This is a genomic window from Mycolicibacterium sp. XJ1819, from assembly GCF_053483675.1.
Genome location: NZ_JBEFST010000025.1, coordinates 1 through 25,245 on the forward strand (window position 1 = coordinate 1; position 25,245 = coordinate 25,245).

25 protein-coding genes and 1 tRNA gene are annotated in these 25,245 nt (G+C 67.5%); 3 read left to right on the plus strand and 23 right to left on the minus strand.

Annotated elements, in window-relative coordinates; genetic code table 11:
* Window positions 1-167 precede the first annotated feature (167 nt).
* The gene (murA, locus tag ABQE89_RS23370; RefSeq protein WP_448421080.1) at window positions 168-1,421 is read right to left on the minus strand and encodes a UDP-N-acetylglucosamine 1-carboxyvinyltransferase; all 1,254 of its coding nucleotides are present in this window, start codon (window positions 1,419-1,421) and stop codon (window positions 168-170) included.
* A 68-nt stretch (window positions 1,422-1,489) separates the two neighbouring features.
* Between murA and ABQE89_RS23375 the strand changes: the two genes are divergently transcribed.
* Window positions 1,490-2,068, plus strand: coding sequence for a cob(I)yrinic acid a,c-diamide adenosyltransferase (locus tag ABQE89_RS23375; protein ID WP_448421082.1), 579 nt, complete (start codon window positions 1,490-1,492; stop codon window positions 2,066-2,068).
* On the opposite strand, the gene ABQE89_RS23380 is transcribed toward ABQE89_RS23375, so the two are convergent.
* From ABQE89_RS23380 to ABQE89_RS23455, 16 genes are all read right to left on the minus strand, one after another.
* Entirely contained in the window at window positions 2,065-2,511 is a 447-nt protein-coding gene (locus ABQE89_RS23380; protein WP_448421084.1) for a DUF2550 domain-containing protein, read from the minus strand. The genes ABQE89_RS23375 and ABQE89_RS23380 overlap by 4 nt on opposite strands.
* A gap of 8 nt (window positions 2,512-2,519) precedes the next feature.
* Window positions 2,520-2,885 carry a F0F1 ATP synthase subunit epsilon gene (locus ABQE89_RS23385; protein WP_448421086.1) on the minus strand — a complete coding sequence of 122 codons (366 nt, stop codon included), beginning with the start codon at window positions 2,883-2,885 and terminating at the stop codon, window positions 2,520-2,522.
* 29 nt (window positions 2,886-2,914) lie between these two features.
* Window positions 2,915-4,444, minus strand: a complete 1,530-nt coding sequence (gene atpD, locus ABQE89_RS23390) for a F0F1 ATP synthase subunit beta (protein WP_448421088.1) — start codon at window positions 4,442-4,444, stop codon at window positions 2,915-2,917.
* A 15-nt stretch (window positions 4,445-4,459) separates the two neighbouring features.
* The gene (locus ABQE89_RS23395) at window positions 4,460-5,386 is read right to left on the minus strand and encodes a F0F1 ATP synthase subunit gamma (protein ID WP_448421090.1); all 927 of its coding nucleotides are present in this window, start codon (window positions 5,384-5,386) and stop codon (window positions 4,460-4,462) included.
* 6 nt (window positions 5,387-5,392) lie between these two features.
* The gene (gene atpA, locus ABQE89_RS23400; RefSeq protein ID WP_448421092.1) at window positions 5,393-7,042 is read right to left on the minus strand and encodes a F0F1 ATP synthase subunit alpha; all 1,650 of its coding nucleotides are present in this window, start codon (window positions 7,040-7,042) and stop codon (window positions 5,393-5,395) included.
* 51 nt (window positions 7,043-7,093) lie between these two features.
* Window positions 7,094-8,431, minus strand: a complete 1,338-nt coding sequence (locus ABQE89_RS23405; RefSeq protein ID WP_448421094.1) for a F0F1 ATP synthase subunit B/delta — start codon at window positions 8,429-8,431, stop codon at window positions 7,094-7,096.
* Between the two features lie 5 nt (window positions 8,432-8,436).
* On the minus strand, window positions 8,437-8,955 hold the full coding sequence (locus ABQE89_RS23410) for a F0F1 ATP synthase subunit B (RefSeq protein ID WP_448421096.1): 519 nt from the start codon (window positions 8,953-8,955) through the stop codon (window positions 8,437-8,439).
* A gap of 8 nt (window positions 8,956-8,963) precedes the next feature.
* Complete coding sequence (locus tag ABQE89_RS23415) at window positions 8,964-9,209, minus strand: F0F1 ATP synthase subunit C (protein ID WP_046752794.1); 246 nt, start codon at window positions 9,207-9,209, stop codon at window positions 8,964-8,966.
* Window positions 9,210-9,273: 64 nt separating this feature from the next.
* Window positions 9,274-10,029, minus strand: a complete 756-nt coding sequence (gene atpB, locus ABQE89_RS23420) for a F0F1 ATP synthase subunit A (protein ID WP_448421237.1) — start codon at window positions 10,027-10,029, stop codon at window positions 9,274-9,276.
* Window positions 10,030-10,037: 8 nt separating this feature from the next.
* On the minus strand, window positions 10,038-10,481 hold the full coding sequence (locus ABQE89_RS23425; protein ID WP_448421098.1) for an ATP synthase subunit I: 444 nt from the start codon (window positions 10,479-10,481) through the stop codon (window positions 10,038-10,040).
* Window positions 10,482-10,720: 239 nt separating this feature from the next.
* Entirely contained in the window at window positions 10,721-11,926 is a 1,206-nt protein-coding gene (locus tag ABQE89_RS23430) for a glycosyltransferase family 4 protein (RefSeq protein WP_448421101.1), read from the minus strand.
* A gap of 11 nt (window positions 11,927-11,937) precedes the next feature.
* Window positions 11,938-12,591, minus strand: coding sequence for an L-threonylcarbamoyladenylate synthase (locus tag ABQE89_RS23435; RefSeq protein WP_448421103.1), 654 nt, complete (start codon window positions 12,589-12,591; stop codon window positions 11,938-11,940).
* On the minus strand, window positions 12,588-13,424 hold the full coding sequence (prmC, locus tag ABQE89_RS23440; RefSeq protein ID WP_448421105.1) for a peptide chain release factor N(5)-glutamine methyltransferase: 837 nt from the start codon (window positions 13,422-13,424) through the stop codon (window positions 12,588-12,590). Before prmC ends, ABQE89_RS23435 begins: the two co-directional genes overlap by 4 nt.
* Entirely contained in the window at window positions 13,421-14,521 is a 1,101-nt protein-coding gene (prfA, locus tag ABQE89_RS23445; RefSeq protein ID WP_448421107.1) for a peptide chain release factor 1, read from the minus strand. The genes prmC and prfA overlap by 4 nt, the downstream gene beginning before the upstream one ends.
* A gap of 93 nt (window positions 14,522-14,614) precedes the next feature.
* Entirely contained in the window at window positions 14,615-14,866 is a 252-nt protein-coding gene (rpmE, locus tag ABQE89_RS23450) for a 50S ribosomal protein L31 (protein WP_448421109.1), read from the minus strand.
* A 158-nt stretch (window positions 14,867-15,024) separates the two neighbouring features.
* Window positions 15,025-15,591 carry a hypothetical protein gene (locus ABQE89_RS23455; RefSeq protein ID WP_448421111.1) on the minus strand — a complete coding sequence of 189 codons (567 nt, stop codon included), beginning with the start codon at window positions 15,589-15,591 and terminating at the stop codon, window positions 15,025-15,027.
* A gap of 83 nt (window positions 15,592-15,674) precedes the next feature.
* Between ABQE89_RS23455 and ABQE89_RS23460 the strand changes: the two genes are divergently transcribed.
* A complete protein-coding gene (locus tag ABQE89_RS23460) occupies window positions 15,675-16,325 on the plus strand; it encodes a TetR/AcrR family transcriptional regulator (RefSeq protein ID WP_448421113.1) in 651 nt (216 codons plus the stop codon).
* 3 nt (window positions 16,326-16,328) lie between these two features.
* On the opposite strand, the gene rho is transcribed toward ABQE89_RS23460, so the two are convergent.
* The 6 genes from rho to argS all read right to left on the minus strand — a co-directional run bounded on the left by rho (window position 16,329) and on the right by argS (window position 25,057).
* Entirely contained in the window at window positions 16,329-18,308 is a 1,980-nt protein-coding gene (gene rho, locus ABQE89_RS23465; RefSeq protein WP_448421115.1) for a transcription termination factor Rho, read from the minus strand.
* Window positions 18,309-18,606: 298 nt separating this feature from the next.
* Window positions 18,607-19,551 (minus strand): homoserine kinase, encoded by a 945-nt coding sequence (thrB, locus tag ABQE89_RS23470; RefSeq protein WP_448421117.1) that lies wholly within the window; start codon window positions 19,549-19,551, stop codon window positions 18,607-18,609.
* A gap of 31 nt (window positions 19,552-19,582) precedes the next feature.
* On the minus strand, window positions 19,583-20,668 hold the full coding sequence (gene thrC, locus ABQE89_RS23475; protein WP_448421119.1) for a threonine synthase: 1,086 nt from the start codon (window positions 20,666-20,668) through the stop codon (window positions 19,583-19,585).
* Window positions 20,665-21,984 (minus strand): homoserine dehydrogenase, encoded by a 1,320-nt coding sequence (locus tag ABQE89_RS23480; RefSeq protein ID WP_448421121.1) that lies wholly within the window; start codon window positions 21,982-21,984, stop codon window positions 20,665-20,667. Before ABQE89_RS23480 ends, thrC begins: the two co-directional genes overlap by 4 nt.
* Complete coding sequence (lysA, locus tag ABQE89_RS23485) at window positions 21,981-23,408, minus strand: diaminopimelate decarboxylase (protein ID WP_448421123.1); 1,428 nt, start codon at window positions 23,406-23,408, stop codon at window positions 21,981-21,983. Before lysA ends, ABQE89_RS23480 begins: the two co-directional genes overlap by 4 nt.
* The gene (argS, locus tag ABQE89_RS23490) at window positions 23,405-25,057 is read right to left on the minus strand and encodes an arginine--tRNA ligase (RefSeq protein WP_448421125.1); all 1,653 of its coding nucleotides are present in this window, start codon (window positions 25,055-25,057) and stop codon (window positions 23,405-23,407) included. The genes lysA and argS overlap by 4 nt, the downstream gene beginning before the upstream one ends.
* A 105-nt stretch (window positions 25,058-25,162) precedes the next feature.
* Here argS and ABQE89_RS23495 point away from each other — a divergent pair.
* A tRNA-Arg gene (locus ABQE89_RS23495) sits at window positions 25,163-25,235 on the plus strand.
* Window positions 25,236-25,245: the final 10 nt, after the last annotated feature.

The following is a 25,245-nucleotide window of genomic DNA, read 5'->3' on the forward strand; positions in this document are numbered from 1 at the left end:
GCTGCAGGCAACCCTGCCAGTGTACTCCACCTGGACAGGGAGGTCAAACCGCGTCCGCCAGACCGATTGGCCTGGGGCCGTTGGCTTCTCGCAGAAGACTACCCCGTCCCTCCGAGTTGTCCAAAGGGGGGTCCGCTCACCCCGAAAAAGTCCGGGAGGCGCCGAACTTATGCGACGCGTTCGATCTCGGCACCCAGGCTGACCAGGTTCTCGACGAACAGCGGGTAGCCGCGGTCGATGTGGAAGACGTCGTGTACCTCGGTGTCGCCGTCGGCGACCAGCCCGGCGAGTACCAGTCCGGCGCCCGCGCGGATGTCCGACGACCACACGGGCGCACTGGACAGCTGCGGGATGCCACGCACCACCGCGTGATGACCGTCGGTGCGGGCGTCGGCGCCGAGCCGAACCATCTCCTCGACGAACCGGAACCGGGCCTCGAAGACGTTCTCCGTGATCATCGAGGTGCCGTCGGCGATCGAGGCCAGCGCGATCGCCATCGGCTGCAGATCGGTGGGAAAGCCGGGGAACGGCAGCGTCGCGACGTTGACCGCCTTGGGCCGCTCGTACTGCACCACCCGGAAGCCGTCGTCGTGCTGGGTGACGGTGGCCCCCGCGTCGTGCAGCTTGTGCAGGACCAGCTGCAGGTGCTGCGGGTCGACCCCGGTGACCGAGATGTCCCCGCGGGTGATCGCGGCCGCGATACCCCACGTCGCGGCGACGATGCGGTCACCGATCACCCGGTGCTCGGTGGGATGGAGGCGGTCCACGCCGGTGATCGTCATCGTCGACGTGCCGGCTCCCGAGATCTGCGCGCCCATCTGGTTGAGCATCGTGCACAGGTCGACGACGTCGGGTTCGCGCGCGGCGTTGTGGATGGTGGTCACGCCCTCGGCGACCACCGCGGCCATCAAGATGTTCTCGGTGGCGCCCACCGACGGGAACTCCAGCTGGATCTCCGCACCGCGCAGATGGTCCGCCTCGGCGACCACACACCCGTGCTCGATGTTGCACCGGGCCCCCAACTGCCGCAGGCCGGCCTGGTGCATGTCCAGCGGCCGCGACCCGATCGCGTCACCACCGGGCAACGCCACCTTGGCCCGCTTGCAACGCCCGACCAATGGTCCAAGGACGCACACCGACGCGCGGAACTGCCGAACGGCGGCGAAGTCGGCGTCGTATTTGGGCTCGTCGGGTGAGGTGATCCGGACCACGTCGCCGTCGAGTTCGACAGTGGCCCCCAGGCCCCGCAGCACCTCGGCCATCAGGGGCACGTCGAGGATGTCGGGACAGTTGGTGATGGTGCTGGTGCCCTCGGCCAGCAGCGTGGCCGCCATCAGTTTCAGGACGCTGTTCTTGGCTCCCCCGACGGCGACTTCGCCCGACAACCGGCCCCCGCCGGTCACCACGAAACGCTCGCTCACGCGGGTAAGTGTAAACAGCGCCTCTAAGCCCTGTCAGATTCCGCGCCGTGCTCCGGTACGGTTTGTCCATGGCCGTACATCTGACCCGCATATATACCCGTACGGGCGATGACGGGACCACCGGTCTGAGCGATTTCTCGAGGGTGTCGAAGAATGACGCCCGGCTCGCGGCGTACGCCGACTGCGACGAAACCAACGCTGCCATCGGCGTGGCGGTCGCGCTGGGCAACCCCGCCGAGGAAATTCGCAAGTTGCTCAGGCAGATTCAGAACGACCTCTTCGATGCGGGCGCCGACCTGTCAACTCCGGTCGTCGAGAACCCCGAGCACCCGCCGCTGCGCATCGACCAGAACTACATCGACCGCCTCGAATCATGGTGCGATCAGTTCAACGAATCGTTGCCGGCGCTGAATTCCTTTGTCCTCCCCGGAGGCTCGCCGTTGTCAGCGCTGCTGCACGTGGCCCGCACGGTGACCCGGCGCGCCGAGCGGTCGGCGTGGGCCGCGGTGCAGACGCACGGCGAAGGGGTGAGCGTGCTTCCGGCGAAGTACCTCAACCGGTTGTCGGACCTGCTGTTCATCCTGTCGCGCGTCGCCAACACCGACGGTGACGTGCTGTGGCAACCGGGCGGACCGGCGACGGGTTAGAACTTGCGTCTGCGCGCCCGCGGTGACGGCCGCGACTCCAGCCACGACAAGAACGCCGTCAACGCTCCGCGATCCAACGCCACCTCGTAACCGAGACGCCGCTCCGGGCTGGTGTCGCGCAGTTCGAGGACCACGATTTCGTCGGTCATGATGTCGAACTCGTCCCCGCGCGGGCCCCGGCGGGCGACGATCTCGAGTCCGCGGCGACTCAACCGACGGTCGGGCCACCACCGAAGGCTGGACAGCCGATAGAAACCGGCTTCGCCTCCGCGGTAACGCAGTACACCGTGGCGCCACCCTTGCCCACCGTGGGCCGGAAAGTCCCGCAGGATCGCCGCTGTGCCGCCCACCTGCCGCAACTTCCACAGCCGGTAGAACAGCATGACGACAACCAGCAGAAGGACGGCTGTCAACGCGACCATGAGGTACATGGGCGCGCTCATCGGGGCCGCTAGTCGATCTTGCCCAGGGCGCGGAGCCTTGCTCTGCCCTTTGCGGCGGTGGCTGGATCGTCCGACTCGGCGTCCCGCTCCGCTGCGGCTTCGTCGATCTCCGAGGAGAACTCGGCACTCTCGGCCAAGACGGTGACGCTCTGCTCGGTGATCGAGAGGAACCCCCCGTCGACCGCGATGCGCAGGTCATCCTCGCCTTCGCGCTCCACGCGCACCATCGCGTCGTCGACAAGCTGAGCCACCAGCGGAATGTGGTTGGGCAGGATGCCGATCTCACCTGCGGTGGTGCGGGTGAACAGGAAAGTGCCCTGGCCCGACCAGATCTCACGGTCGACGGCGACGATCTCGATGTTCAGTTCGGCCATCTCACATCACCTTTCGGCGTCCGCGAGAGCTAGGCATCCTTCTTCTCGCCCTCGCTGTCGCCCTTGGCGGCTTCACCGCTGTCGCTCTTGGCGGCTTCACCGCCGCCTTCCAGCTTGACGCCGAAGCTCTCCGCCTTCTTCGCCAGGTCGTCGAGCCCACCGATGAGGAAGAACGCCTGCTCGGGCACGTGGTCGAATTCGCCCTTGGTCAGGCGGTCGAACGCCTCGATGGTCTCCTTGAGCGGAACCGTCGATCCGGGCTGACCGGTGAACTGCTCGGCGGCCATCATGTTCTGCGAAAGGAAGCGCTCGATGCGCCGCGCGCGGTTCACCAGCTGCTTGTCCTCTTCGGACAGCTCGTCGATACCCAGAATCGCGATGATGTCCTGGAGGTCCTTGTAGCGCTGCAGGATCCGGATGACTTCCTGCGCAACACGGTAGTGCTCGTCGCCGACGATCGCCGGGTCGAGGATGGTCGAGCTGGACGCCAGTGGGTCGACCGCGGGGAAGATGCCCTTGGAGAACACCGAACGGGACAACTCGGTGGTGGCATCGAGGTGCGCGAAGGTGGTCGCCGGCGCCGGGTCGGTGTAGTCGTCGGCGGGCACGTACACGGCCTGCATCGAGGTGATCGATCGGCCGCGGGTCGAGGTGATGCGCTCCTGCAGTTCACCCATCTCGTCGGCCAGCGTCGGCTGGTAGCCCACCGCCGACGGCATGCGGCCCAGCAGCGTGGACACCTCGGAACCGGCCTGGGTGAACCGGAAGATGTTGTCGATGAACAACAGCACGTCCTGGCCCTGCTCGTCGCGGAAGTACTCCGCCATCGTCAGCGCCGACAGGGCGACGCGCATACGCGTGCCGGGCGGTTCGTCCATCTGACCGAACACCAGCGCGGTGTCCTTGAGCACGTCGGCCTCGCCGAGTTCCACCCACAGGTCGTTGCCCTCACGGGTGCGCTCCCCGACGCCGGCGAACACCGAAGTGCCGCCGAAGTTTCGGGCGATGCGGTTGATCATCTCCTGGATCAGCACCGTCTTGCCCACACCCGCGCCACCGAACAGGGCGATCTTGCCGCCACGCACGTAGGGGGTGAGCAGGTCGACGACCTTCAGCCCGGTCTCGAGCATTTCGGTGCGGGGTTCGAGCTCGTCGAAGGCCGGCGGCTTGCGGTGGATCGGCCAACGGTCGAAGTCTTTCCCGTACTCGGGGTCATCGAGGCAGGCGCCCAGCGCGTTCCACACATGGCCCTTGGTGCCGTCACCGACGGGCACCGAGATCGGGTTGCCGGTGTCGACGACGTCCACACCGCGCACCAGGCCGTCGGTGGGCTGCAGCGAGATGCAGCGCACCAGGTTGTCGCCGAGATGCTGTGCCACCTCGAGGGTCAGCGTCTTGGCGAGTTCTTCGAAGGTCACCTCGGCGTTCAACGCGTTGAACAACGCGGGCACCGAGCCCCGCGGGAACTCGACGTCGACGACCGGGCCCGTCACGCGGACCACCCGACCGTTGGTGTCGTTACTCACTGCGTTGTTGGCCTTTTCAGCGGTAGCGGTCATCTTCTCTTCTTCCTATTAACGACTGGCGTCGGCCAGCGCGTTGGCACCACCGACGATCTCACTGATTTCCTGGGTGATCTGGGCCTGGCGCTCGCGGTTGGCCTCGAGGGTGAGCGCCTTGATGAGGTCGTCGGCGTTGTCGGTGGCCGACTTCATCGCCCGCTGGCGTGACGCGAGTTCGGAGGCCGCCGCCTCGAGCAGCGAGGCGTAGATGCGGGTCGCCACGTACCGCGGCAGCAGCGCATCGAAAAGCGTTGTGGCATCAGGCTCGAACGAGTACAGCGTGTGCGGACCCGTCTCTTCCTCGCCCACGTACTCCACCACCATGGGAGCGATCCGGTGGGCCACCGCGGTCTGCGACATCATCGACTTGAACTCGGTGTAGACGATGTGCAACTCATCGAGGCCCAGGATCCCGTCGGGCCCCGGGTCGTCGCCGTGATCGTCGGCTCCGGCGAGGAAGGCCTCGACGAGAGTCCCGGCGATCTCGTTGGCGTTCTCGTAGGCAGGCTGCTCGGAGAAGCCGTTCCAGGAGTCGGTGATCTTCCAGTTACGGAACCGGTAGTAGTTCAGCGCCTTTCGCCCGACCGCGTAGACGATCGGCGTCTTGCCTTCCTCGCGCAGCAGCGAGAACAACTCCTCGGCGCGTCGGAACACGTTCGAGTTGTAACCACCGCACAGGCCGCGGTCCGAGGACACCACCAGCACGCCGGCCCGCTTGGGCTCCTCGCGCTCCACCAGCAGCGGGTGGTCGAGGGCGGCCTCGGCGGCCAACGTGGTGAGCATCGACGTGATCTCGAAGGCGTACGGACGCGCCTCCTGAAGACGGTTCTGAGCCCGTCCGATGCGCGAGGTCGCGATCAGCTCCTGGGCCTTGGTGATCTTCTTGATCGACCCGGCGGAGCGGATGCGCCCGCGCAACTCGCGAAGTGTGGCCGCCATCGATACCTACTTCTTCTTCGGCGGTGCGGGCTTGCGAACCTTCACCGTTTCCTTCTCGAGGTCTTCTTCGTCCAGCGCCTCGACGTGCTCGTCGGGAACCACCGAGCTGCCGTCTGAGGCCGCGAAGCCCTTCTTGAACTGGTTGATGCTCTCGACCAGCTTCTCGCTCTGCTCGTCGCCGAGCTTGCCGGACTGGCGAATCTCCTTGAGCAGGTCGCCTTCTGCGGCCCGCACATGGTCGAGGTACTCGGCCTCGAACCGGCCCACGTCCTCCACGGGGACCGAGTCGAGGTGACCCTCGGTGCCCAGGAAGATCGACACCACCTGCTCTTCAACCGGCATCGGCTGGTACTGCGGCTGCTTGAGCAGCTCGACGAGCCGGGCGCCGCGCTCCAGCTGCGCCTTCGACGTCGCGTCCAGGTCGGAGGCGAAGGCCGCGAACGACTCGAGTTCGCGGTACTGCGACAGATCCAGTCGCAACGAGCCGGCCACGTCTTTCATCGCCTTGATCTGTGCGGCGCCACCGACGCGGGACACCGAGACACCGACGTTGATGGCCGGGCGCACACCCTGGTTGAACAGGTCGGACTCCAGGAAGCACTGACCGTCGGTGATCGAGATGACGTTGGTCGGGATGTAGGCCGAGATGTCGTTGGCCTTGGTCTCGATGATCGGCAGCCCGGTCATCGAGCCGCCGCCGAGCTCGTCGGAGAGCTTCGCGCAGCGCTCCAGCAACCGCGAGTGCAGGTAGAACACGTCGCCGGGGTAGGCCTCACGGCCCGGCGGGCGACGCAGCAGCAGCGAGATCGCACGGTACGCCTCGGCCTGCTTGGACAGGTCGTCGAACACGATGAGCACGTGCTTGCCGTCGTACATCCAGTGCTGGCCGACGGCCGAACCGGTGTAGGGCGCAAGCCATTTGAACCCGGCGGAATCCGATGCCGGCGCAGCGACGATGGTGGTGTACTCCATCGCGCCGCCCTCTTCGAGCGCGTTGGCCACCGCGGCGATCGTGGTGCCCTTCTGCCCGATCGCGACGTAGACGCAGCGCACCTGCTTCTTGGGGTCACCCGACTCCCAGTTCTGACGCTGGTTGAGGATCGTGTCGACACACACCGCGGTCTTACCGGTCTTGCGGTCGCCGATGATCAACTGACGCTGACCGCGCCCGATCGGAGTCATCGAGTCGATGGCCTTGATACCGGTCTGCAGCGGCTCGCTCACGCCCTGGCGCTGCACCACCGACGGCGCCTGGATCTCAAGCGCGCGACGGGTTTCGGCTTCGATGTCGCCCTTACCGTCGATCGGCTGACCCAGCGGGTTGACGACCCGGCCGAGGAAGGCGTCGCCGACCGGCACCGACAGCACCTCGCCGGTGCGCTTGACCTGCTGACCCTCTGCGATCTTCTCGAAGTCACCGAGGATCACCGCGCCGACACTGTGCTCGTCGAGGTTGAGCGCCACACCCAGCACCCCGCCGGGGAACTCCAGCAGCTCCTGGGTCATCACCGAAGGCAGACCCTCGACGTGGGCGATGCCGTCACCCGCGTCGATGACCGTGCCGATCTCCTCGCGCGCGGTGTCTGCGGTGAAACTGGAGACGTACTCCTCGATCGCACCCTGGATGTCATCAGGGGAGATGGTCAAGTCTGCCATGGCTTTTCGTCTTCCTGCTCTTGGTTCTAGGTCTCTGGTTGTTCTGTCGGGTCAGTCAGGCAACTTGGTCTCGGCGGCGGCGAGCTTCGACGACAGCGTTCCGTCGATCACCTCGTCGCCCACGGCGATGTTGAGCCCGCCGATCAACTCCGGGTTCACATGCAGCTGGACTGACACCGGATGTCCATAGATGCGGCTGAGCACCTCGGTCAGCCGGGTGCGCTGCGCATCGCTCAGATCCGCCGCCGCGCTCACGTGCGCCACCACCTCGCCGCGCCGCGCCACCGCGAGCTCGGCGAGATCGAGCACCGCTTCCTCGGCGCGCTCACCGCGAAGAAGCTCGATGGTCTGGGACAGCAGGGCCACGGCGACCGGGTTGGCGCCCGAACCACTGTCCAGCACGTCGCGGACCAGCTTGACGCGTCCCTCGACGGCGGCCGTGTGGTCACCGAGCAGGGTGGCCAGCCGCGGCTGGGTGTCGAGCACTCGGCTGAACCGGAACAACTGCTCCTCGACATCGGCGGCGGCGTTCTCGCGCTCGCCACGCACCAGCAGCGCCAGCCGCGCGACGTGTTCGACGGCGTCCACCAGGTTCGCGTCGCTGGACCAGCGACCGGACACCGCCGCCTTCAACACCTCGAGGGCCGGGTCACCGATCTTGCCTCCGACCAGGCGGTCGAGCAGCGTGATCTTGGGGCCCGGGTCGTCGGCCGGATCCGCGAGATGGCGGGTCAGCACGTGCTCACGGGCGAGCAGCTTGACCACGGAGGTCAGATCGTCTGCCAATGTCGACAATTCGTCGGCGCCCAGCCCGGAGGTGACGTCGTCGAACTTCTTGACCAGAGCGGCCAGCGATTCACGACTGGCCGACCGCAGCCGCGACGTCGCACGATCCTCGACCACCGCCGGTGAGGGCGCCATCGCGTCGAGTTCGTCGAGGAAACGGTCCACCGTGGCCGACTGCTTGTCCGGATCGGCGACGAAATCCCGTACCAGTTGGCCGGCGCGCTCGATGGACTCCTGACCGAGGTCCGAACGCAGCTGCCGGATCAACTGCGCACGCTGCAGTTGGACCTGTTGGGCGCCTTGGACTTTGATCCGCTCGACCTCGGCGTCGGCCTGGGCGCGCAATTGTTCGACGATGCGCTGGGAGTCGGCCTTGGCCTCTTCCGTGACCCGCTTGGCCTCGGCCTTGGCGCGCTCGACGGCCTTCTCGTGTGCCTTCTGCGCCTCGTCGAGTCGCTTCTTGGCCTCCGCGCTCTCCTCCAACTGCGTTCGGACCGTCTCCTGCTGGGCCGTCATCATCCGGCGCACCAGCGGAAAAACGTAACGCACCGCAAGGAATGCGATGATCGCGAACCCGATCAAGTTACCGATGAATGTCGACACTGCGGTTACTGCTCCTGCCCTGTTGTGACGGGCACCGTGCGGGTGGTCACTTCGACGCCGAGCACCCTGCTGGCCAACGTCTTCGACAGCGTGTCCACCGAAGCCCGCAGGTCTGCTGAGATCGCATCCGACTGCTGCTTGAGTTGCTCCTCGGCCCGCGCCAACGCGGCTCCCGCCTCCTCCGACGCGCGACCACGCATGTCGTCGAGGATCTTTCGACCTTCGGTGCGTGCCTCGTCACGTACGCGAGAGGCCTCGCCGCGTGCCTTGGCCATCTCCGAGTCGTAGTCCTTTTCGGCCGCCGAGAACTGCTCGGCTGCCTTCCGGCTGTCCTCGGTGGTCTGCTTCACCATGGCGTCGCGCTCATTGAGCACCTTGGAAATGGGTGGTACGACCCACTTTCCGATCACGCCGAGCACGATCAAGAAGATGATCAGCACGAAGATGAAGGTGCCGTTGGGAATGAGGAAGTTGCTTTGGCCACCTTCCTCAGCCGCCAACAGAACGACGTTCGAGTCAGCCATGACGGGCATTAACCCACCGGAGTGGCGAAGACGAACAGCGCCATGAACGCCAAGTTGATGAAGTACATGGCCTCGACCAGACCGACCGTGATGAAGAACGGTACGAACAGCCGGCCCTGGGCTTCCGGTTGCCGGGCAACGCCGTTGACCAGTGCGCTACCGACGACACCGTCGCCGATCGCCGCGCCGACCGCGCCGCCTCCCAGAAGCAGTCCACCGCCGATGAGCGCGCCGGCAGCGATAGTGGGATCCATTTCTATCCTCCTTGATAACTGGTAGGGGTCCTACCAAGGTGTGGGTCGAGCATTTCCGTGTCGGTCAGTGGTGGTCTTCCTCGAGCTCCATCGACTGGCCGAAGTACAGGACCGTCAGCAGCGCGAAGATGAAGGCCTGGATCAGGCCGATGAACAGTTCGAAGGACTTCCACAGCGCGTTGGGCGCCCACAGGATGTAGGCGGGGAACAACGCGATGATCGCCACCATGATGCCGCCGGCGAACACGTTGCCGAAAAGTCGGAGGGACAGCGAGACCGGCTTGGCGATCTCTTCGACGAGGTTGATCGGCGCGAGGAACGCGACGTGGCCCTTGAGCAGCTTGATGGGGTGCCCGACGATGCCGCGGCGCCAGAACCCGGCCGCGTGATAGCCGAGGAAGACGAACAGGCCCAGCGCCACCACGAAGTTGATGTCGGAGGCGGCCGGCTTGAGCAGTTCGTGAATGCCCGTCTCGTTGGTGTACTGCACCGGCAGCACCGACAGCCAGTTCGCGGCCAAAATGTAGACGAACAGCGTCACCGCCAGCGGCAGGACGAACGGGGCGATCCTCATACCGATCGCGGATTCGATCTGGTTGCGGGTCTGGATCGTGATCGCTTCCCAGAACAGCTGCACGCCGCTGGGCACGCCGGTGGAGGTCACCTTGGCGCGCAGGTAGAACGCCAGCGCGATGACGATCACCGCGGCGATCGACGCGCTCAGCATGGTGTCGGTGTTGACCGTCAGGCCGAACCAGTTCGCCTCCGTGTGGGAGCCGACATGAATGCCGGCGTCGGCGGCGAGGATCGTCTCCGTCAGCTGAGACATCACCGTGCGGTCTCTCCTTCAGGTCCGTCAGCGGCACCGGTGCGCAATTTCTTGGCCACCGGCAGCATGGTCGAGAACACTAGAAGCAATTGAAACAGGGCCATGCCGAAGACCACGCCCAGGCCCTGTGGTCGGAAGATGAACGCGATCGTCAGGCCCACCACGGTCAGTGCCATCAGGCGGGTCGCCGAGTTCAGCGCCATCTTGCGCTTGAGCGGATGTGCCTCGGCGGTTATCGACGTCACCGAGCGACGGACCAGAAGGGCGTTGAGCAAACCCAGACCGAGGCCGATGCCGAAGAAGATCCCGACGGTCACTTGGCCCAGCCACGCGGCGCCGAACGTCACCAAAGCGGCGAAGACCAGACAGATCACCGACAGCCGGACGGGCCGGAAGGCAACGGAAGGTAACACCAACGGCGCATCCTGCGCTGGCGTCGTCACCAATTCACCTCAATCCCGCGGTCGAAGGGAGCCGTCCCGATGATTCTTGCGTGGCGCCCTGAGCGTATCCGAGGGCGTCGGGCTCGCTGGAATCACCCAAGCGGCAGCTCCCTTTGTCGGTCGTTGGTCCGGTCCGGTCGGTGGTGAGCCGACGGCCCGGGGGGCCGGCAACCCGCGAGGTTTTTCGGGTTCTGCCGAAACCCTAACACATGGTCGGGGGCCTAAATCGCCCCCTACTACTAGTTGTCGTACACCTGCTGGGTTTCGTCGTCGCGGCCCCGCAGCAGAGGGATCAGCGTGGCGACGATCGCGACCAGAATCGCCGCCAGCATGACGGCGCCGGTGTAGGCGGGGTCGAAGAAGATCGTGCTGGCCGCGCCCAGTGCGACGATGCCCACCCAGAGGTAGATCAGCAGCACCACCCGCCGGTGTGAATGGCCGATCTGCAGCAACCGGTGATGCAGGTGCATCTTGTCGGGGCTGAACGGACTTCGCCCGGCACGGGTGCGCCGGATGATCGCCAACAGCATGTCCAGGGCGGGCACGAACATCACCGCCACCACCAACAGGAACGGCGACAGCAGGGCGAACACATCGCGGGCGCCGTAGGCGGTCTGCGAGATCGGGCCTGCGGCGGTGGTGGACGCCGCCGCGAGCATCAGCCCGATCAGCATCGAACCGGAGTCGCCCATGAAGATCTTTGCGGGGTGGAAGTTGTGCGGCAGGAAGCCCAGGCACGCCCCGGCGAGCACCACCGAGATCACCGCGGGCGGGTAGAACAGCACGTCGCCGCCGTGGTCCCGCAGCAGCCCGATCGAGAAGATGCAGATGGCCGACGCGGTGATCAGGCCGAGGCCGGCGGCCAATCCGTCGAGTCCGTCGACGAAGTTCATCGCGTTGACGACGGCCACGGTCAACGCCAGCGTGAGCAGGATCGAGGACACCTGGTCGAGCACGATGGTGCCCACCCCGCCGATCGGGATGTAGAGCACGCTCCAGGCCACCCCCATGGTGACCAGCACGCTGGCGGCGGTGATCTGGCCGGCGAACTTCGTCAGCGCATCCAGGCCCCAGCGGTCGTCGATGAGCCCGATGGCCATGATCAGCCCGCCCGCCACCACCACCGCGGGCATCCCCGACGAGTACACGAAGCCACGGGTGAGCGCCGGAAGCTGCGAGGCCAGCAGGATGGCGGCGGCCACCCCGACATACATCGCCAGCCCGCCCATCCGCGGGGTCGGCCGCAGGTGCACATCGCGTTCGCGGGGGTAGGCCACCGCGCCGAGTCGGCGGGCCAGCACCCGAACCCATCCGGTGGCGAAGTAGGTGATCATCGCGGCGGTCAGCCCGACGAGCGCGAGTTCGCGTATCGGAACGCCCGCGCCGCGATCGTTGAGCGCGAGCAGCGTGTCTGCCGCGTGGACCACCGATGCACCGTACTGCACGAAACCGTCGCCTATTCCGTCAATGTCGAGGCGTCCACACCCAGCACCCGCGCCACCGCATCCCGTGACACCGGGCCCTCCCGCAGCACCCGCGGATGCGCTCCGGTGAGGTCGACGATCGTCGACGCCGCCTGTTGCCGCGACGGCCCACCGTCCAGGTACACCTCGACGGCATCACCGAGTTGGCGCCGGGCATCGTCCACGCTGATTGCCGCGGGCTGGCCCGAGACGTTGGCACTCGACACCGCCAGCGGCCCGACCTCACGGAGCAGTTCGATGGCCACCGGGTGAAGCGGCATCCGCAACATCACCGTGCCGTGCGCATCACCGAGGTCCCATTGCAGCGACGGCGCTTGTTGCACAACCAAACTCAACGCGCCCGGCCAGAACGCCCTGATCAGTTCGCGCGCGGCGTCGGGCACCGTGTAGACCAGTCCGGCGATGGTGTGCCACGACCCCACGAGCACGGGAACCGGCATGTCACGTCCGCGGCCCTTGGCCGCCAGCAGCGCGGCGACGGCTTCGCTGTCGAAGGCGTCGGCGCCGACGCCGTAGACCGTGTCGGTCGGCATGACAACCAGTCCCCCGCTCTTGAGGGCGCTGATGGCCGAGGCGATTCCGGCGGCGCGCTGCGCTTCGTCGGCACAGTCGAAGACATTGGTCACGACGTTCTCCGTGCGGTCACGAAACGTGGCCGACCGGCCAGGTCGGGTCGCGCGGTCACCTCGGCGAAGGTACCGGATCGGGTGAACGCCTCCACCGTGCGCTGCGAGGTGGTGTCGTCGTGCTCGACGGCGCAGCGGCCACCGACGCGCAGCCACCGGGCGGCCAGGTCGACGATCGCGGTGATGACCCTCATCCCGTCCGGGCCGCCGAACAGCGCGTGCGACGGATCATGTTCGGCGACTTCGGGTTCCAACTGTGCACCGTCGGGAATGTAGGGCGGGTTGGCGACCAGCAGGTCGACCCGGCCGTCGAGTTCGGGCAGCAACTGACGGTCGGTCACGTCGGCCAGGACGATCTGCGCGTCGGTGCCCGCCAGGTTGCGGCGCGCGTAGGCCAGCGCCGACTCGGAGTCGTCGACGGCGATCACCCGCGCCTCGGACCAATGATGTGCCAGCGCCAGCGCCAGCGCGCCGGAACCGGTGCACAGATCGACGATCACCGGATCGGACGGAAGCGGTTGTGCCAGCGCCCATTCCAGTAAGGCCTCGGTTTCCGGCCGGGGAACGAACACGCCGGGGCCGACGTGCACTGTCACCGGGCCGAACGCCGCGGTGCCGGTCAGGTGTTGCAGCGGCACGCGCCGGAGGCGTTTCGCGATCAGGTCGTCGTAGCGGTCGACGAAGCCCGGGCCGGCCTCGGTCAGCGCCAGGCGGCCGCGGTCGGTGCCGGCCAAGTGCGCGGCGAGAAGTTCGGCGTCCGCACGTGGCGATCCGACCCCGGCCTCGGCGAGCGCCACCTCGGCGGCGTCGATCACCTGGCGCAGCGTCGTCATGCCTGCTGGAGCCGGGCTTGCTTGTCGGCGGCGGCCAACGCGTCGAACAGATCGTCGAGGTCGCCGTCGAGCACCTGGTCGAGGTTGTGCGCCTTGAAGTTGATCCGGTGGTCGGCGATCCGGTTCTCCGGGAAGTTGTAGGTGCGGATCCGCTCGCTGCGGTCGACGGTGCGGATCTGGCTGGCCCGGTCGGCCGAGGCGTCGGCCTGCGCCTGCTCCTCGGCCAGCGCCCGCAACCGCGCGGCCAGCACCTGCTTGGCACGGATCTTGTTCTGCAGCTGGCTGCGTTCGTTCTGGCAGGTGACGACGATGCCGGTGGGCAGGTGGGTGATGCGCACCGCCGAGTCGGTGGTGTTGACGCCCTGGCCGCCCTTGCCCGAAGACCGGTAGACGTCGATGCGCAGATCGGATTCGTCGATCTGGACCTCTTCGATCTCCTCGGGTTCGGGGTAAACCAGCACCCCGGCCGCCGAGGTGTGCACCCGACCCTGCGATTCGGTGACCGGGACCCGCTGCACCCGGTGCACGCCGCCCTCGAACTTCAGCCGCGACCACACGCCGTCGGCCGAGTCGCCCTTGCTCCTGATCGACAGGGTCGCTTCCTTGTAGCCGCCGAGATCGGAGAAGGTCTCGTCGAGGACCGTGACCGTCCAGCCGTGCCGCTCGGCGTAGCGGATGTACATCCGGGCGAGGTCGGCGGCGAACAGCGCCGACTCCTCGCCACCCTCACCGGATTTCACCTCGAGCACGATGTCGTCGGGGTCGTGCGGGTCGCGCGGCGCGAGCAGATCGGTCAGGTGGGTGTCGAGTTCTTCGACGGTGGCGGTGAGTTCGTCGACCTCCGCGGCGAACGACTCGTCGTCAGCGGCGAGTTCTCGTGCGGTTTCCAGATCGCCCCGGGCGGCCTGCAGCTTGCGGTAGGTCGCGACGATCGGCGACACCTGCGCGAATCGACGGCCCACCTTGCGAGCCTTGGCGGCGTCGGAGTGCAGATCGGGGTCGGACAGTTGGCGCTCGAGGTCGGCATGTTCGGCCAGCAACGCACCGATCGCTCCCCCGGGCTGAGCCGGGTTTTCCGCGCGGGCGGCGTCCGTCACGTCGACCTCCTTCCCTCGCATACACCTTCCGCCAAGCGCAAACCGACGCCCGGCCTGGCCGCTGATGCGGCAGATCGGGCGCCGGTAAGGCAGCTACTTGTCGGCTGATGCCTGGTCTTGGGTCTTGTCCCCGCCGGCCTTGCGCTTTCCGTAGCGCTTCTCGAAACGGGCCACACGCCCGCCGCTGTCGAGGATCTTCTGCTTGCCGGTGTAGAACGGGTGGCACTGCGAACAGACCTCGACGTGGATCTGTCCAGACGTCTTGGTGCTGCGCGTGGTGAACGTGTTGCCGCACCCGCAGTGCACGGTGGTTTCGACGTAGTCAGGGTGAATACCCGTTTTCATGGTTTCCTCTTCGATTGTGGGCCCGGGTCGCCCCTCCGCAAGATGGAGGTTTCGGCGTGAACCGGGCCCGAGGGGTCGACGGTCCATTATGCCAGGGCAACCGCCAGCAGCCTAAACGCGTGCACAGCGGCACATATTCCGGCCGGCCACCGAGAACGTCAGAGTAGCCCTCCGCCGCCGAGCAGTCCGCCACGCCCGCCGCCGGTGGGCGGGTCGTCGTTCGGGAACGGTGAGCGCGGTTCGGGTTCGACGCTGATCGGCGCGCGGGTGCCGGGCGCTTCGTCCACCGGCGGTTCGGGCTCGGTGCCCGCGATCGTCGGCGCCACGGTCGGGGCGGGTGGGACGACGGCCGGTTCGACGGCGGGCGGCGCGGGGGCTTCGATGCCCGGAGGTTCGACCGGCGGGGGTTCGACCTGCGGCGGCGCCGGCACGGCCGGCACGTCAGGGGCGGGCGGGGTCTGCGTCGGCGTCGACAGCGACGGTGTGGTGACCGGCCGGACCGGCGGCTGCGTGGGCTCCGATTCCGGCCGCATGACCAGCATCACGATCGACACCGTGGCCGCCGCGACGGCCACCACGATCGCCCCGAGCGCCACCCTGCGCAGGCTTTTCGATGGCGTGGGTTCGGTGACGGCGCGTTTGTCGTCGCCGCGTTTATCGGTTTCGCCGCCCTCCAGCGGCTCGAACAGATACGCGAACCGGCCAGTGGGGTCTTCCCCCCGCATGTGGCGATGGTATGCGCTTATTGGCGCGGGTGTGAAATACGGGGGATCGGGCGAAGCGGCAACGTGCGTCCGCGATTGGCACAATGCTGTGGTTCGTCCCGGTCAGGCTTCAGGAAGGAACCATTCGGGTGACCAGCGGCACCGCCACAAAGCACGTGCGCGATCGACTGATCGATGCGGCTGAGGGGTGTCTGCGCGGGAAGGGCATCCGGGCGACGACGGTTTCGGAGGTCGCCGAGGCCGCCGGGGTATCGCGAGGCTGGCTGTATCGCCACTTCCCCGACAAGGTGTCGCTGCTGGGCGCGGCGATCGTGCGACTCAACGAGGCGTACTGGTCTGAGGCACATGCGATGCTCGAGCAGATCGAGGGGCTGGACCGTCAACTCGCGGCGGGCATCTGCCACGCGCGCACGGCCTACGACGACCCGGGCGCCCTGCTGATGAAGCTGCGTGTGGAGGAACCCGAGGAGTTCGCCGCCTGCGCCGGCGCCGGTGTGCAGGGACTCGTGCCCGACCTCGCGGACTTCTGGTCGCGCTATCTGGTCGCGGCACGCGACCGCGGCGAGGTCCACCCCGACACCGACATCGCTGAAGCATCGGAATGGGTTGCCCGCGTGGCGATTTCGCTCGCCACGGTACCCAGCGACACACTCGACCCCGCCGACGCCGGGGCGGTGCTGGCGCAGGTGCGCCGCTACCTCATGCCCGGTCTGCGGGCCGACCCCGCCGACTAGAAGTCAGTCGACGTCTGCCGAACCCGGCGCGGTCTTGGAGACCTGGACCAGGAACTCGTAGTTGTTCTTGGTCTTACGCAGCTGGCTCATCAGCAGGTCGATGGCCTGATGCGGATCCAGGCCACTCAACACCCGGCGCAGCTTGTGCACGACCGCGAACTCGTCGGGCGAGAGCAGCAGCTCGTCCTTGCGGGTGCCCGACGGGTTGACGTCGACTGCCGGGAACACGCGCCGCTCAGAGATCTTGCGGTCCAGCTTGAGCTCGGCGTTGCCGGTGCCCTTGAACTCCTCGAAGATCACCGTGTCACCGGTCGAGCCGGTTTCCACCATGGCGGTGGCGATGATCGTCAGCGAGCCACCCTCTTCGATGTTGCGGGCCGCGCCGAGGAACCGCTTCGGCGGATACAGCGCGGTCGAGTCCACACCACCGGACAGGATCCGGCCTGACGCGGGCGAGGCGTTGTTGTACGCGCGGCCCAGCCGGGTGATCGAGTCGAGCAGGACGACGACGTCTTTGCCCTGTTCGACGAGGCGCTTGGCGCGCTCGATCGCGAGCTCGGCCGCCTGCGTGTGGTCTGACGGCGGGCGGTCGAAGGTGGAGGCGATGACCTCACCCTTGACCGAGCGCTGCATGTCGGTGACCTCTTCGGGACGCTCGTCGACGAGCACCACCATCAGGTGGCATTCGGGGTTGTTCGTCGTGATCGCGTTGGCGATGTCCTGCAGGATCGTGGTCTTACCGGCCTTGGGCGGCGACACGATCAACGCGCGCTGTCCCTTACCGATCGGCATGATCAGGTCGATCACCCGGGTGGTTAACCGGTCAGGAGTGGTCTCCAGCCGCAACCGCTCGTTGGGGTAGAGCGGGGTCAGCTTGTTGAAGTCCGGCCGCTTCTTGGCGTCCTCGACCGGTCCGCCATTGACGCTGTCGATGCGCACCAGCGGGTTGAACTTCTGCCGCTGGTTGGGCTGCTCGCCCTCCTTGGGCACCCGCACCGCGCCGGTCACCGCATCGCCGCGGCGCAGGCCGTTCTTGCGGACCATGTTCATCGAGACGTAGACGTCATTCGGGCCCGCCAGGTAACCGGAGGTCCGCACGAAGGCGTAGTTGTCGAGCACGTCGAGGATGCCGGCCACGGGCTGTAGCACGTCGTCGTCGCGCACTTCGGTGTCGCCACCGTCGCCGCCGCCGCGCTCGCGACGCCTGCGGTCGCGGAACCGTCGCCCGCGCCGGCCGCCACGGCCGTCGCCGTCGTCGTCGTTGTTGTTGTTGTTCGAGCCGCGGTTCTGCTGATTGCCCTGACCGCCCTGGCCACCTTGATTGCCCTGGCCGCCCTGGTCGTCCTGATCACGCTGATCACCCTGATCGCCCTGGGACTTGCCGCCGTCCTGCTGCTTGGCGGGCTTGTCGGTGTCGGCGTCGGACTTGGTGTCCTGGGCGCTGTCGGCTCCGCTCTGCTCGGTGCCCCCGGGTGCGCCGGTACCGCGGGTGGCGGCCCGACGCTCACGGCGCTGCTGGGTCGGCCGGCTCTGCTCGCCCTGCTGGTCACCGCCCTCGCGGGAACCGCGGTCGTCGGAGCCCGTCTCGGACGCCGGGTTGTCAGTGGCTTTCTCGGCGGCTTTCTCAGTGGGCTTGTCAGTGGGCTTGTCAGCGGCCTTGGTGGTCGCATCGGCGCCGTTCGCGCCGTCGCCGGTGCGGCCGTTGGACTCGCCACGACGCTCACGAATGGCGGCGACGAGTTCACCCTTACGCATACCGGAGGCGCCTTCGACGCCGATCTCCTTGGCAAGCGCGCGCAGTTCGGGCAGCACCATCGTCGACAGCGAAGCGCGGCGTTGGGCGCCCGCGGCCGCGGGCGCAGTCTCCGCGGCGGGCGTGCTGGACGCGTCTGCTTCCGCTGGAGAAGAATTCTTTGAATCCACGGTGGTCGGCAGCTGTTCGTTGTCGCTGCTGCCAGCCGTGACGAGGTCCGTTTCAGTCACGGATTTCCTTTCTTTCCCTCGCTGATGGAGTTACGCGGGGGTTTGGTGCGTTCAGCTAATCCGCCGAACGCGTGGCTTCCACCATTGCCTCCGCAACGGTGTTCGCCGGGATTCGCCGGTATGAGGCGAACCGTCAGTCCATGGGATGAACACTGAAAGAAGAGTGGTCGTCCGAGTGTTAACGCAGGCGAAGATGCTGCGATCGCTGGACGAATGCGAGAATAACCCGCTTCTGAGCTGGACGCAAGAAACACGATGGTCTCGTGTGGCTCCTGTTGCTGTTCGTGGCAGTCGGACGTCAGCTGCGGATGGCAACACCGGAGGACCACCGCACGCCGTCACCGACAGCCATCTGGCCGACGGTGAATCCGTTTGCAGCACCGTACTCGATGGCCTCCGCAGGCAGTTCAGGCTGGGTACTGAGCGCGATCACCGCAGGACCGGCGCCCGACAACACCGCTGCGACTCCACAACGCCGCAGGATCCGCAGGTATTCCGCGGAGCCGGGCATCGCGGCCGCACGCTGCGGTTGATGCAGCACGTCCTCGGTGGCCTCCATCAACAGGTCTGGCCGCTCGGTCAACGCGACCACCAGCAGCGCGGCCCTGCTGACGTTGAACCGGGCATCGGTGTGGCTGACCTTTTCGGGCAGCAGGACGCGGGTTTCGGCAGTCGACGACCGCATCTGCGGTATGGCGGGGAACAACCGGATGTCGGGGTGCACCCGCAGGGGCACGGCCGAGAACCGCGGTGTCGGCCCTTCCTGCACGGTCCACGACACCACCCCGCCGCCGAGCACCGCGGCCGAGGCGTTGTCGGGGTGGCCCTCGAACTCACTCGCGAGTTGGATGAGTTCGGCCTCCGACAGTGGGGTCGAACCCACCTGGGCCACAAGGCCGTTGACGGCACCCAGCCCGCTGACCACCGCGGCCGCGGAAGAACCCAGCCCCCGTGAGTGCGGGATGTCGTTGCGGCAGCGCACGTTCATGCCGGCCGCCTTGACGCCGGTCGCCTCGAATCCGCGCTCGATGGCCTGCACCACCAGATGCGAGGAGTCGAGTGGCACCTGGCCCGCGCCCTCCCCCTCGACGACCACGCTCAGGCCCGATTCCGTTGTCTCGACGATGACTTCGTCGTACAGACTCACCGCCAGCCCGAGGCTGTCGAAACCCGGGCCGAGGTTGGCGCTGGACGCGGCGACCACAGAGGTGGCCGTCAGCCCGGCCGGCAGAGTTTGCGTCACCGACGGCTCTCCTGCTCCTCGCGTACCTGTGTCAACTCAAGCCCAGCTTCTCGACCACGGCGACGGGATCGACCGGAAGCGCAGTGACCGTCGGCATGTCCTTGAGCGCGGTGTCGGGATCCTTGAGTCCGTTGCCCGTCACGGTGCACACCACCGTCGACCCCTTGACGACCGATCCGTCCTCGACCGCCTTGAGCAGACCCGCGATGCTCGCCGCCGATGCCGGTTCGACGAACACGCCCTCGGCCTGTGCGACAAGGCGGTAGGCGGCGAGGATCTCCTCGTCGGTGGCGGCCAGGAACTTGCCGTTGGACTGCTGTTGGGCCTCCACCGCGGTCGTCCACGACGCCGGCGAGCCGATCCGGATCGCAGTCGCGATGGTCTCCGGGTTCTTGACGGGGGCACCGTGCACCAAGGGTGCGGCGCCCGCGGCCTGGGTGCCCAGCATGCGGGGCAACCGGTCGGCCATCCCGTCGCGGTGATACTCCGTGTAGCCCTTCCAGTACGCGGTGATGTTGCCCGCGTTGCCCACGGGCAGCGAGTGCACGTCGGGCGCGTTGCCCAGCGCGTCGACGATCTCGAACGCCGCGGTCTTCTGCCCCTCGATGCGGTACGGGTTGACGGAGTTGACCAGCGAGATGGTCGGAAAATCGGCGGTGAGCTTGCGGGCCAACTCCAGGCAGTCGTCGAAGTTCCCGTCGATCTGGATGATCTTGGCGCCGTGCATGACCGCCTGCGCGAGCTTGCCCATCGCGATTTTGCCCTGCGGCACCAGCACCGCACACGTGATGCCCGCCCGCGCGGCGTAGGCCGCCGCGGACGCCGAGGTGTTGCCCGTGGAGGCGCACAGCACCGCCTGCTGGCCGCGGGCCACCGCCTCGGTGACGGCCATGGTCATCCCACGGTCCTTGAACGAACCCGTCGGGTTGAGACCTTCGACCTTGAGATGCACTGTGCAGCCGGTGCGTTCGGACAAGCGGGGTGCCGGCAGTAGCGGTGTGCCGCCTTCGCGCAGCGTGATCGCGGTCCAGGTGTCTTCGACCGGCAGGCGATCGCGGTAGGCGGTGATCAGCCCCGGCCAGGGCCGGTGCACTGCGCGCGATGAAGCGGTGCTCATTCGCTGGTTCCTTCCAGGCGGAGCACGCTGTTGATGCTCTGTACCACGTCGAGATCGGCAAGCGCGGCAACGGTTTCCGACAGGGAGGCGTCGGTCGCCTGATGGGTGACCACCACGATGCGCGCCCCGCACCGCTGGCCTTCCTCGTCGACCATGCCCTCCTGGCGGACTTCGGCGATGCTGACCTCACGTTTGCCGAATTCGGCCGCCACCGCGGACAGCACGCCGGGCCGGTCGGCCACGTTCATGCTGACGTAGTAGCGGGTCGGGATGAACCCGATCGGCGAGATCGGCAGTTTGGCGTACCGGGACTCGCGTGGGCCGCGGCCGCCCTGGACGCGGTTGCGCGCCGCCATGACGAGATCACCCATCACCGCCGACGCCGTCGGGGCGCCGCCGGCGCCCTGGCCGTAGAACATCAACCGGCCCGCGGCCTCGGCCTCGACCACCACCGCATTGAAGGCGCCGTTGACCGCGGCCAGAGGATGCTCGAGCGGCACCAATGCGGGATACACCCGTGCCGAAACGCGTTGCTGGCCATCGTCGGTGCTCAACCGCTCGCAGATGGCCAGCAGTTTGATCGTGCAGCCCAGCGCGCGCGCCGACGCGAAGTCGGCCGGGGTGACCTTGGTGATGCCTTCGCGGTAGACGTCGTCGGCGGTGACGCGGGTGTGAAACGCGATCGAGGCGAGGATGGCCGCCTTGGCCGCGGCGTCGTATCCCTCGACGTCGGCGGTCGGGTCGGCCTCGGCGTAGCCCAGCGCGCTCGCGTCGGCCAGTGCGGCGCTGTAATCGGCACCGGTGCTGTCCATCTCGGACAGGATGTAGTTGGTCGTGCCGTTGACGATGCCCGCCACGCGCACCACGGTGTCGCCGGCCAGGGACTGCGTCAGCGGCCGGATGACCGGAATGGCGCCGGCGACCGCCGCCTCGAAATACAGGTCGACATGCGCGTGTTCGGCGGCCTGGGCCAACTCGCCGGTGGACACCGCCATCAGCGCCTTGTTGGCGGTCACCACCGACTTGCCCTGCTCCAGGGCCGCCAGGATCGCCTTGCGCGCGGGTTCGACGGGTCCCATCAACTCCACGACGAGGTCGACGTCGTCGCGTGCGACGAGTTCGTCGATGTTGTCGGTCAGCAGCTCGACCGGCACGCCACGGTCCTCGGCCACCCGTCGCACGCCGACACCGCGCAGCACCAGCGGCGCCCCGATGCGGGCGGCCAGGTCCTCGGCGCTGTCCTCGATGATGCGTACGACCTGGCTTCCGACGTTTCCGAGCCCCAGAACCGCTACCCCGATGGGCTTGTCGCTCATTGGCTTGTCCTCACTTCCAGACTGAGCAGATCGTCGACCGTTTCCCGGCGCAGGATCAGGCGGGCGTGCCCGTCGCGCACAGCGACCACCGCGGGGCGGCCGATCAAGTTGTAACGGCTCGACATCGAATAGCAGTAGGCGCCCGTCCCCGCGACGCCAAGTAGGTCGCCCGGCTGGATGTCCTCGGACACCCAGGCATCACGCACCACGATGTCGCCGCTCTCACAATGCTTTCCGACGATCCGCCCCAGCACGGGCTCCCCGTCGCTGATGCGCGAGATCAGCCGGGCGTCGTATTCGGCGCCGTACAGCGAGGTGCGGATGTTGTCGCTCATGCCGCCGTCGACGCTGACGTAGCGGCGGTACCTGTCGGCGGCGACGGGCACGTCCTTGACGGTGCCGACCCGGTACAGGGTGATGGTGCCGGGTCCGGCGATGGCGCGGCCGGGTTCGACGACCAACTGCGGTGTCGGGAGGCCGACCGCCGCTGATTCGTCGCGCACGATGGCCGCCAGCTTGGTGGCCAGGTCCTGCACCGGCGGTGGATCGTCGTGCGGCAGATAGGAAATGCCCAGGCCGCCGCCGAGGTCGACGATCGACATCTGCGAGGTCTTCTCGACGCCGAACTCGGCGACGACGTCGCGCAGCAGTCCGATCACCCGGTGGGCGGCCAGTTCGAAGCCCGCGACGTCGAAGATCTGTGAGCCGATGTGGCTGTGCAGGCCGACCAGGCGCAGATGATCGGCGGCGAATACCCGGCGCACCGCGTCCATCGCCGCACCACTGGCCAGCGACAGGCCGAACTTCTGGTCCTCGTGCGCGGTGGAGATGAACTCGTGGGTGTGCGCCTCGACGCCGACGGTCACCCGCACGAGCACGTCCTGCACGACGCCGGCGGCGCGCGCGATCTCGTCGAGGCGGTCGATCTCGGTCAGCGAGTCCACCACGACGTGTTCGATGCCCGCCTTGACTGCGGCGGTGAGTTCTCCGATCGATTTGTTGTTGCCGTGCAGCGCGATTCGCTCGGCGGGGAAGCCGGCGTGCAGCGCGACCGCGAGTTCGCCGCCGCTGGCGACGTCCAACGACAGGCCCTCTTCGTGTACCCAGCGCGCGATCTCGGTGCACAGGAACGCCTTGGCCGCGTAGCGCACGTTCGCACCGCCGCCGAAGGCCGCGGCCATCTCGCGGCAGCGCGACCGGAAGTCGTCCTCGTCGATGACGAAGACCGGGGTGCCGAACTCTGCGGCGATGTCGGTGACGGCCACACCGGCGATCCTCACCACACCGTCGTCACCGCGAACCGCGTTGCGCGGCCAGACATTCGGTGCGAGCGAGAGCAGCTCAACGGCGGTCCGGGGTCGGGGCGGCGCCCCGCCGTGGTGGATCTCCTCGGCGTGGCGCGGACCGGCGGGATGGGCGATCACATGCGCTCCGGGGCGGTGACGCCGAGGATGCCCAGGCCGTTGGCGATGACCTGACGGGTCGCGTTGCACAGTGCCAGGCGCGCGGCGTGCAGGTCGTTGGGCGTTTCATCGCCCTGCGGCAGCACGCGGCAGGAGTCGTAGAACCGGTGGTAGTCGCCGGCCAGGTCCTCGAGGTAGCGCGACACCCGATGCGGTTCACGCAGTGACGCAGCGGTTTTCAGCACACGAGGAAACTCCCCGAGGTTACGGATGAGGGTGCCTTCCTTCTCGTGGGTCAGCAACTCGAGGTGCTCGGAGCTTGGGGCCAGGCCCAGATCCGCGGCGTTGCGCGCCAGGGCGGACAGCCGCGCGTGCGCGTATTGCACGTAGTAGACCGGGTTCTCGTTGGAGGCCGACGACCACAGCTGAAGGTCGATGTCGATGGGGCTGTCGACCGAGGAGCGGATCAGCGAATAGCGCGCGGCGTCGACGCCGATGGCCTCGACGAGGTCGTCGAGGGTGATCACGGTGCCGGCGCGCTTGCTCATCCGCACTGGCTGGCCGTCGCGCACCAGGTTGACCATCTGCCCGATGAGCACTTCCACGGTGTCGGGGTCCTCGCCGAGGGCCGCGGCGACGGCCTTGAGTCGGGCGATGTAGCCGTGGTGGTCGGCGCCGAGCATGTAGATGCACAGGTCGAAGCCGCGGGCGCGCTTGTCCAGGTAGTAGGCGATGTCGGCGGCGATGTAGGCCGGGGCGCCATCGCTCTTGATGACCACCCGATCCTTGTCGTCGCCGTGGTCGGTGGTGCGCAGCCAGACCGCGCCGTCCTTCTCGTAGATGCTGCCCGCCTCGCGCAAACGGGCGATGGCCTGCTCGACCCGCCCGGAGGTGTGCATCGAATCTTCGTGGGTGTAGACGTCGAAGACCGTGCCGAACTCGTGCAGCGACTGCTTGATGTGGGCGAACATCAGGTCGACGCCGATGGCGCGGAACGTCTCGCGCATCTCGTCGTCGGGCAGGGCGAGCGCCTCGGGCTCCTTCTGCAGCACCTGGGCGGCGATGTCGCCGATGTATTCGCCGGCGTAGCCGTCGTCGGGGGTGGGCTCACCCTTGGCCGCGGCGATCAGGGAGTTGGTGAACCGGTCGATCTGGGCGCCGTGGTCGTTGAAGTAGTACTCACGGGTGACGTCGGCGCCCTGGGTGGACAGCAGTCGGCCCAGCGCGTCGCCGACGGCGGCCCAGCGGGTGCCGCCGATGTGGATGGGCCCGGTCGGGTTGGCCGAGACGAACTCGAGGTTGATCTTGGTGCCGCCCAGCGCGTCGGAATGCCCGTAGCTGGCGCCGGCGGTGAGGATCCGGTTGACGATGACGCCCTGGGCGGATGCGTCGAGGCGCAGGTTGACAAAACCCGGGCCCGCGACGTCGGCCGAGGAGATACCGTCGGCCTCGGCCAGCGCGGAGGCCAGCCAGCCGGCCAGTTCGCGGGGGTTGGCGCCGACCTTCTTGCCCAGCTGAAGGGCCAGGTTGGTGGCGTAGTCGCCGTGGTCGGGATTGCGCGGCCGTTCGACGGTGACCATCGCCGGCAGAGCCGAAGCATCGAGGCCATGCTCGGCGAGCACGGCGGCTGCGGTGGTCTTCAGCAGCTCAGCGAGGTCAGCGGGGGTCACGAGGGTCCATCCTATGGTCTGCGGTGGTCACGCCCCGAACCCGTTACCGGTCGTCACGATGCGTTACGCTGTGCAGGCCCATTGGCGCAGGCGTCACCCGCATGCGCCCCCGTAGCTCAGGGGATAGAGCGTCTGCCTCCGGAGCAGAAGGCCGCAGGTTCGAATCCTGCCGGGGGCACAATCTGACC

Excerpts from the sequence above, each read along its gene's own strand:
- ABQE89_RS23375 (WP_448421082.1), top strand. The coding sequence starts at position 1,490 with ATGGCCGTACATCTGACCCGCATATATACCCGTACGGGCGATGACGGG.
- ABQE89_RS23380 (WP_448421084.1), bottom strand. The coding sequence starts at position 2,511 with ATGAGCGCGCCCATGTACCTCATGGTCGCGTTGACAGCCGTCCTTCTG.
- ABQE89_RS23385 (WP_448421086.1), bottom strand. The coding sequence starts at position 2,885 with ATGGCCGAACTGAACATCGAGATCGTCGCCGTCGACCGTGAGATCTGG.
- atpD (WP_448421088.1), bottom strand. The coding sequence starts at position 4,444 with ATGACCGCTACCGCTGAAAAGGCCAACAACGCAGTGAGTAACGACACC.
- ABQE89_RS23395 (WP_448421090.1), bottom strand. The coding sequence starts at position 5,386 with ATGGCGGCCACACTTCGCGAGTTGCGCGGGCGCATCCGCTCCGCCGGG.
- atpA (WP_448421092.1), bottom strand. The coding sequence starts at position 7,042 with ATGGCAGACTTGACCATCTCCCCTGATGACATCCAGGGTGCGATCGAG.
- ABQE89_RS23410 (WP_448421096.1), bottom strand. The coding sequence starts at position 8,955 with ATGGCTGACTCGAACGTCGTTCTGTTGGCGGCTGAGGAAGGTGGCCAA.
- ABQE89_RS23415 (WP_046752794.1), bottom strand. The coding sequence starts at position 9,209 with ATGGATCCCACTATCGCTGCCGGCGCGCTCATCGGCGGTGGACTGCTT.
- prmC (WP_448421105.1), bottom strand. The coding sequence starts at position 13,424 with ATGACGACGCTGCGCCAGGTGATCGACGCCGCCGAGGTGGCGCTCGCC.
- rpmE (WP_448421109.1), bottom strand. The coding sequence starts at position 14,866 with ATGAAAACGGGTATTCACCCTGACTACGTCGAAACCACCGTGCACTGC.
- ABQE89_RS23455 (WP_448421111.1), bottom strand. The coding sequence starts at position 15,591 with ATGCGGGGGGAAGACCCCACTGGCCGGTTCGCGTATCTGTTCGAGCCG.
- ABQE89_RS23460 (WP_448421113.1), top strand. The coding sequence starts at position 15,675 with ATGCTGTGGTTCGTCCCGGTCAGGCTTCAGGAAGGAACCATTCGGGTG.
- thrC (WP_448421119.1), bottom strand. The coding sequence starts at position 20,668 with ATGAGCACCGCTTCATCGCGCGCAGTGCACCGGCCCTGGCCGGGGCTG.
- ABQE89_RS23480 (WP_448421121.1), bottom strand. The coding sequence starts at position 21,984 with ATGAGCGACAAGCCCATCGGGGTAGCGGTTCTGGGGCTCGGAAACGTC.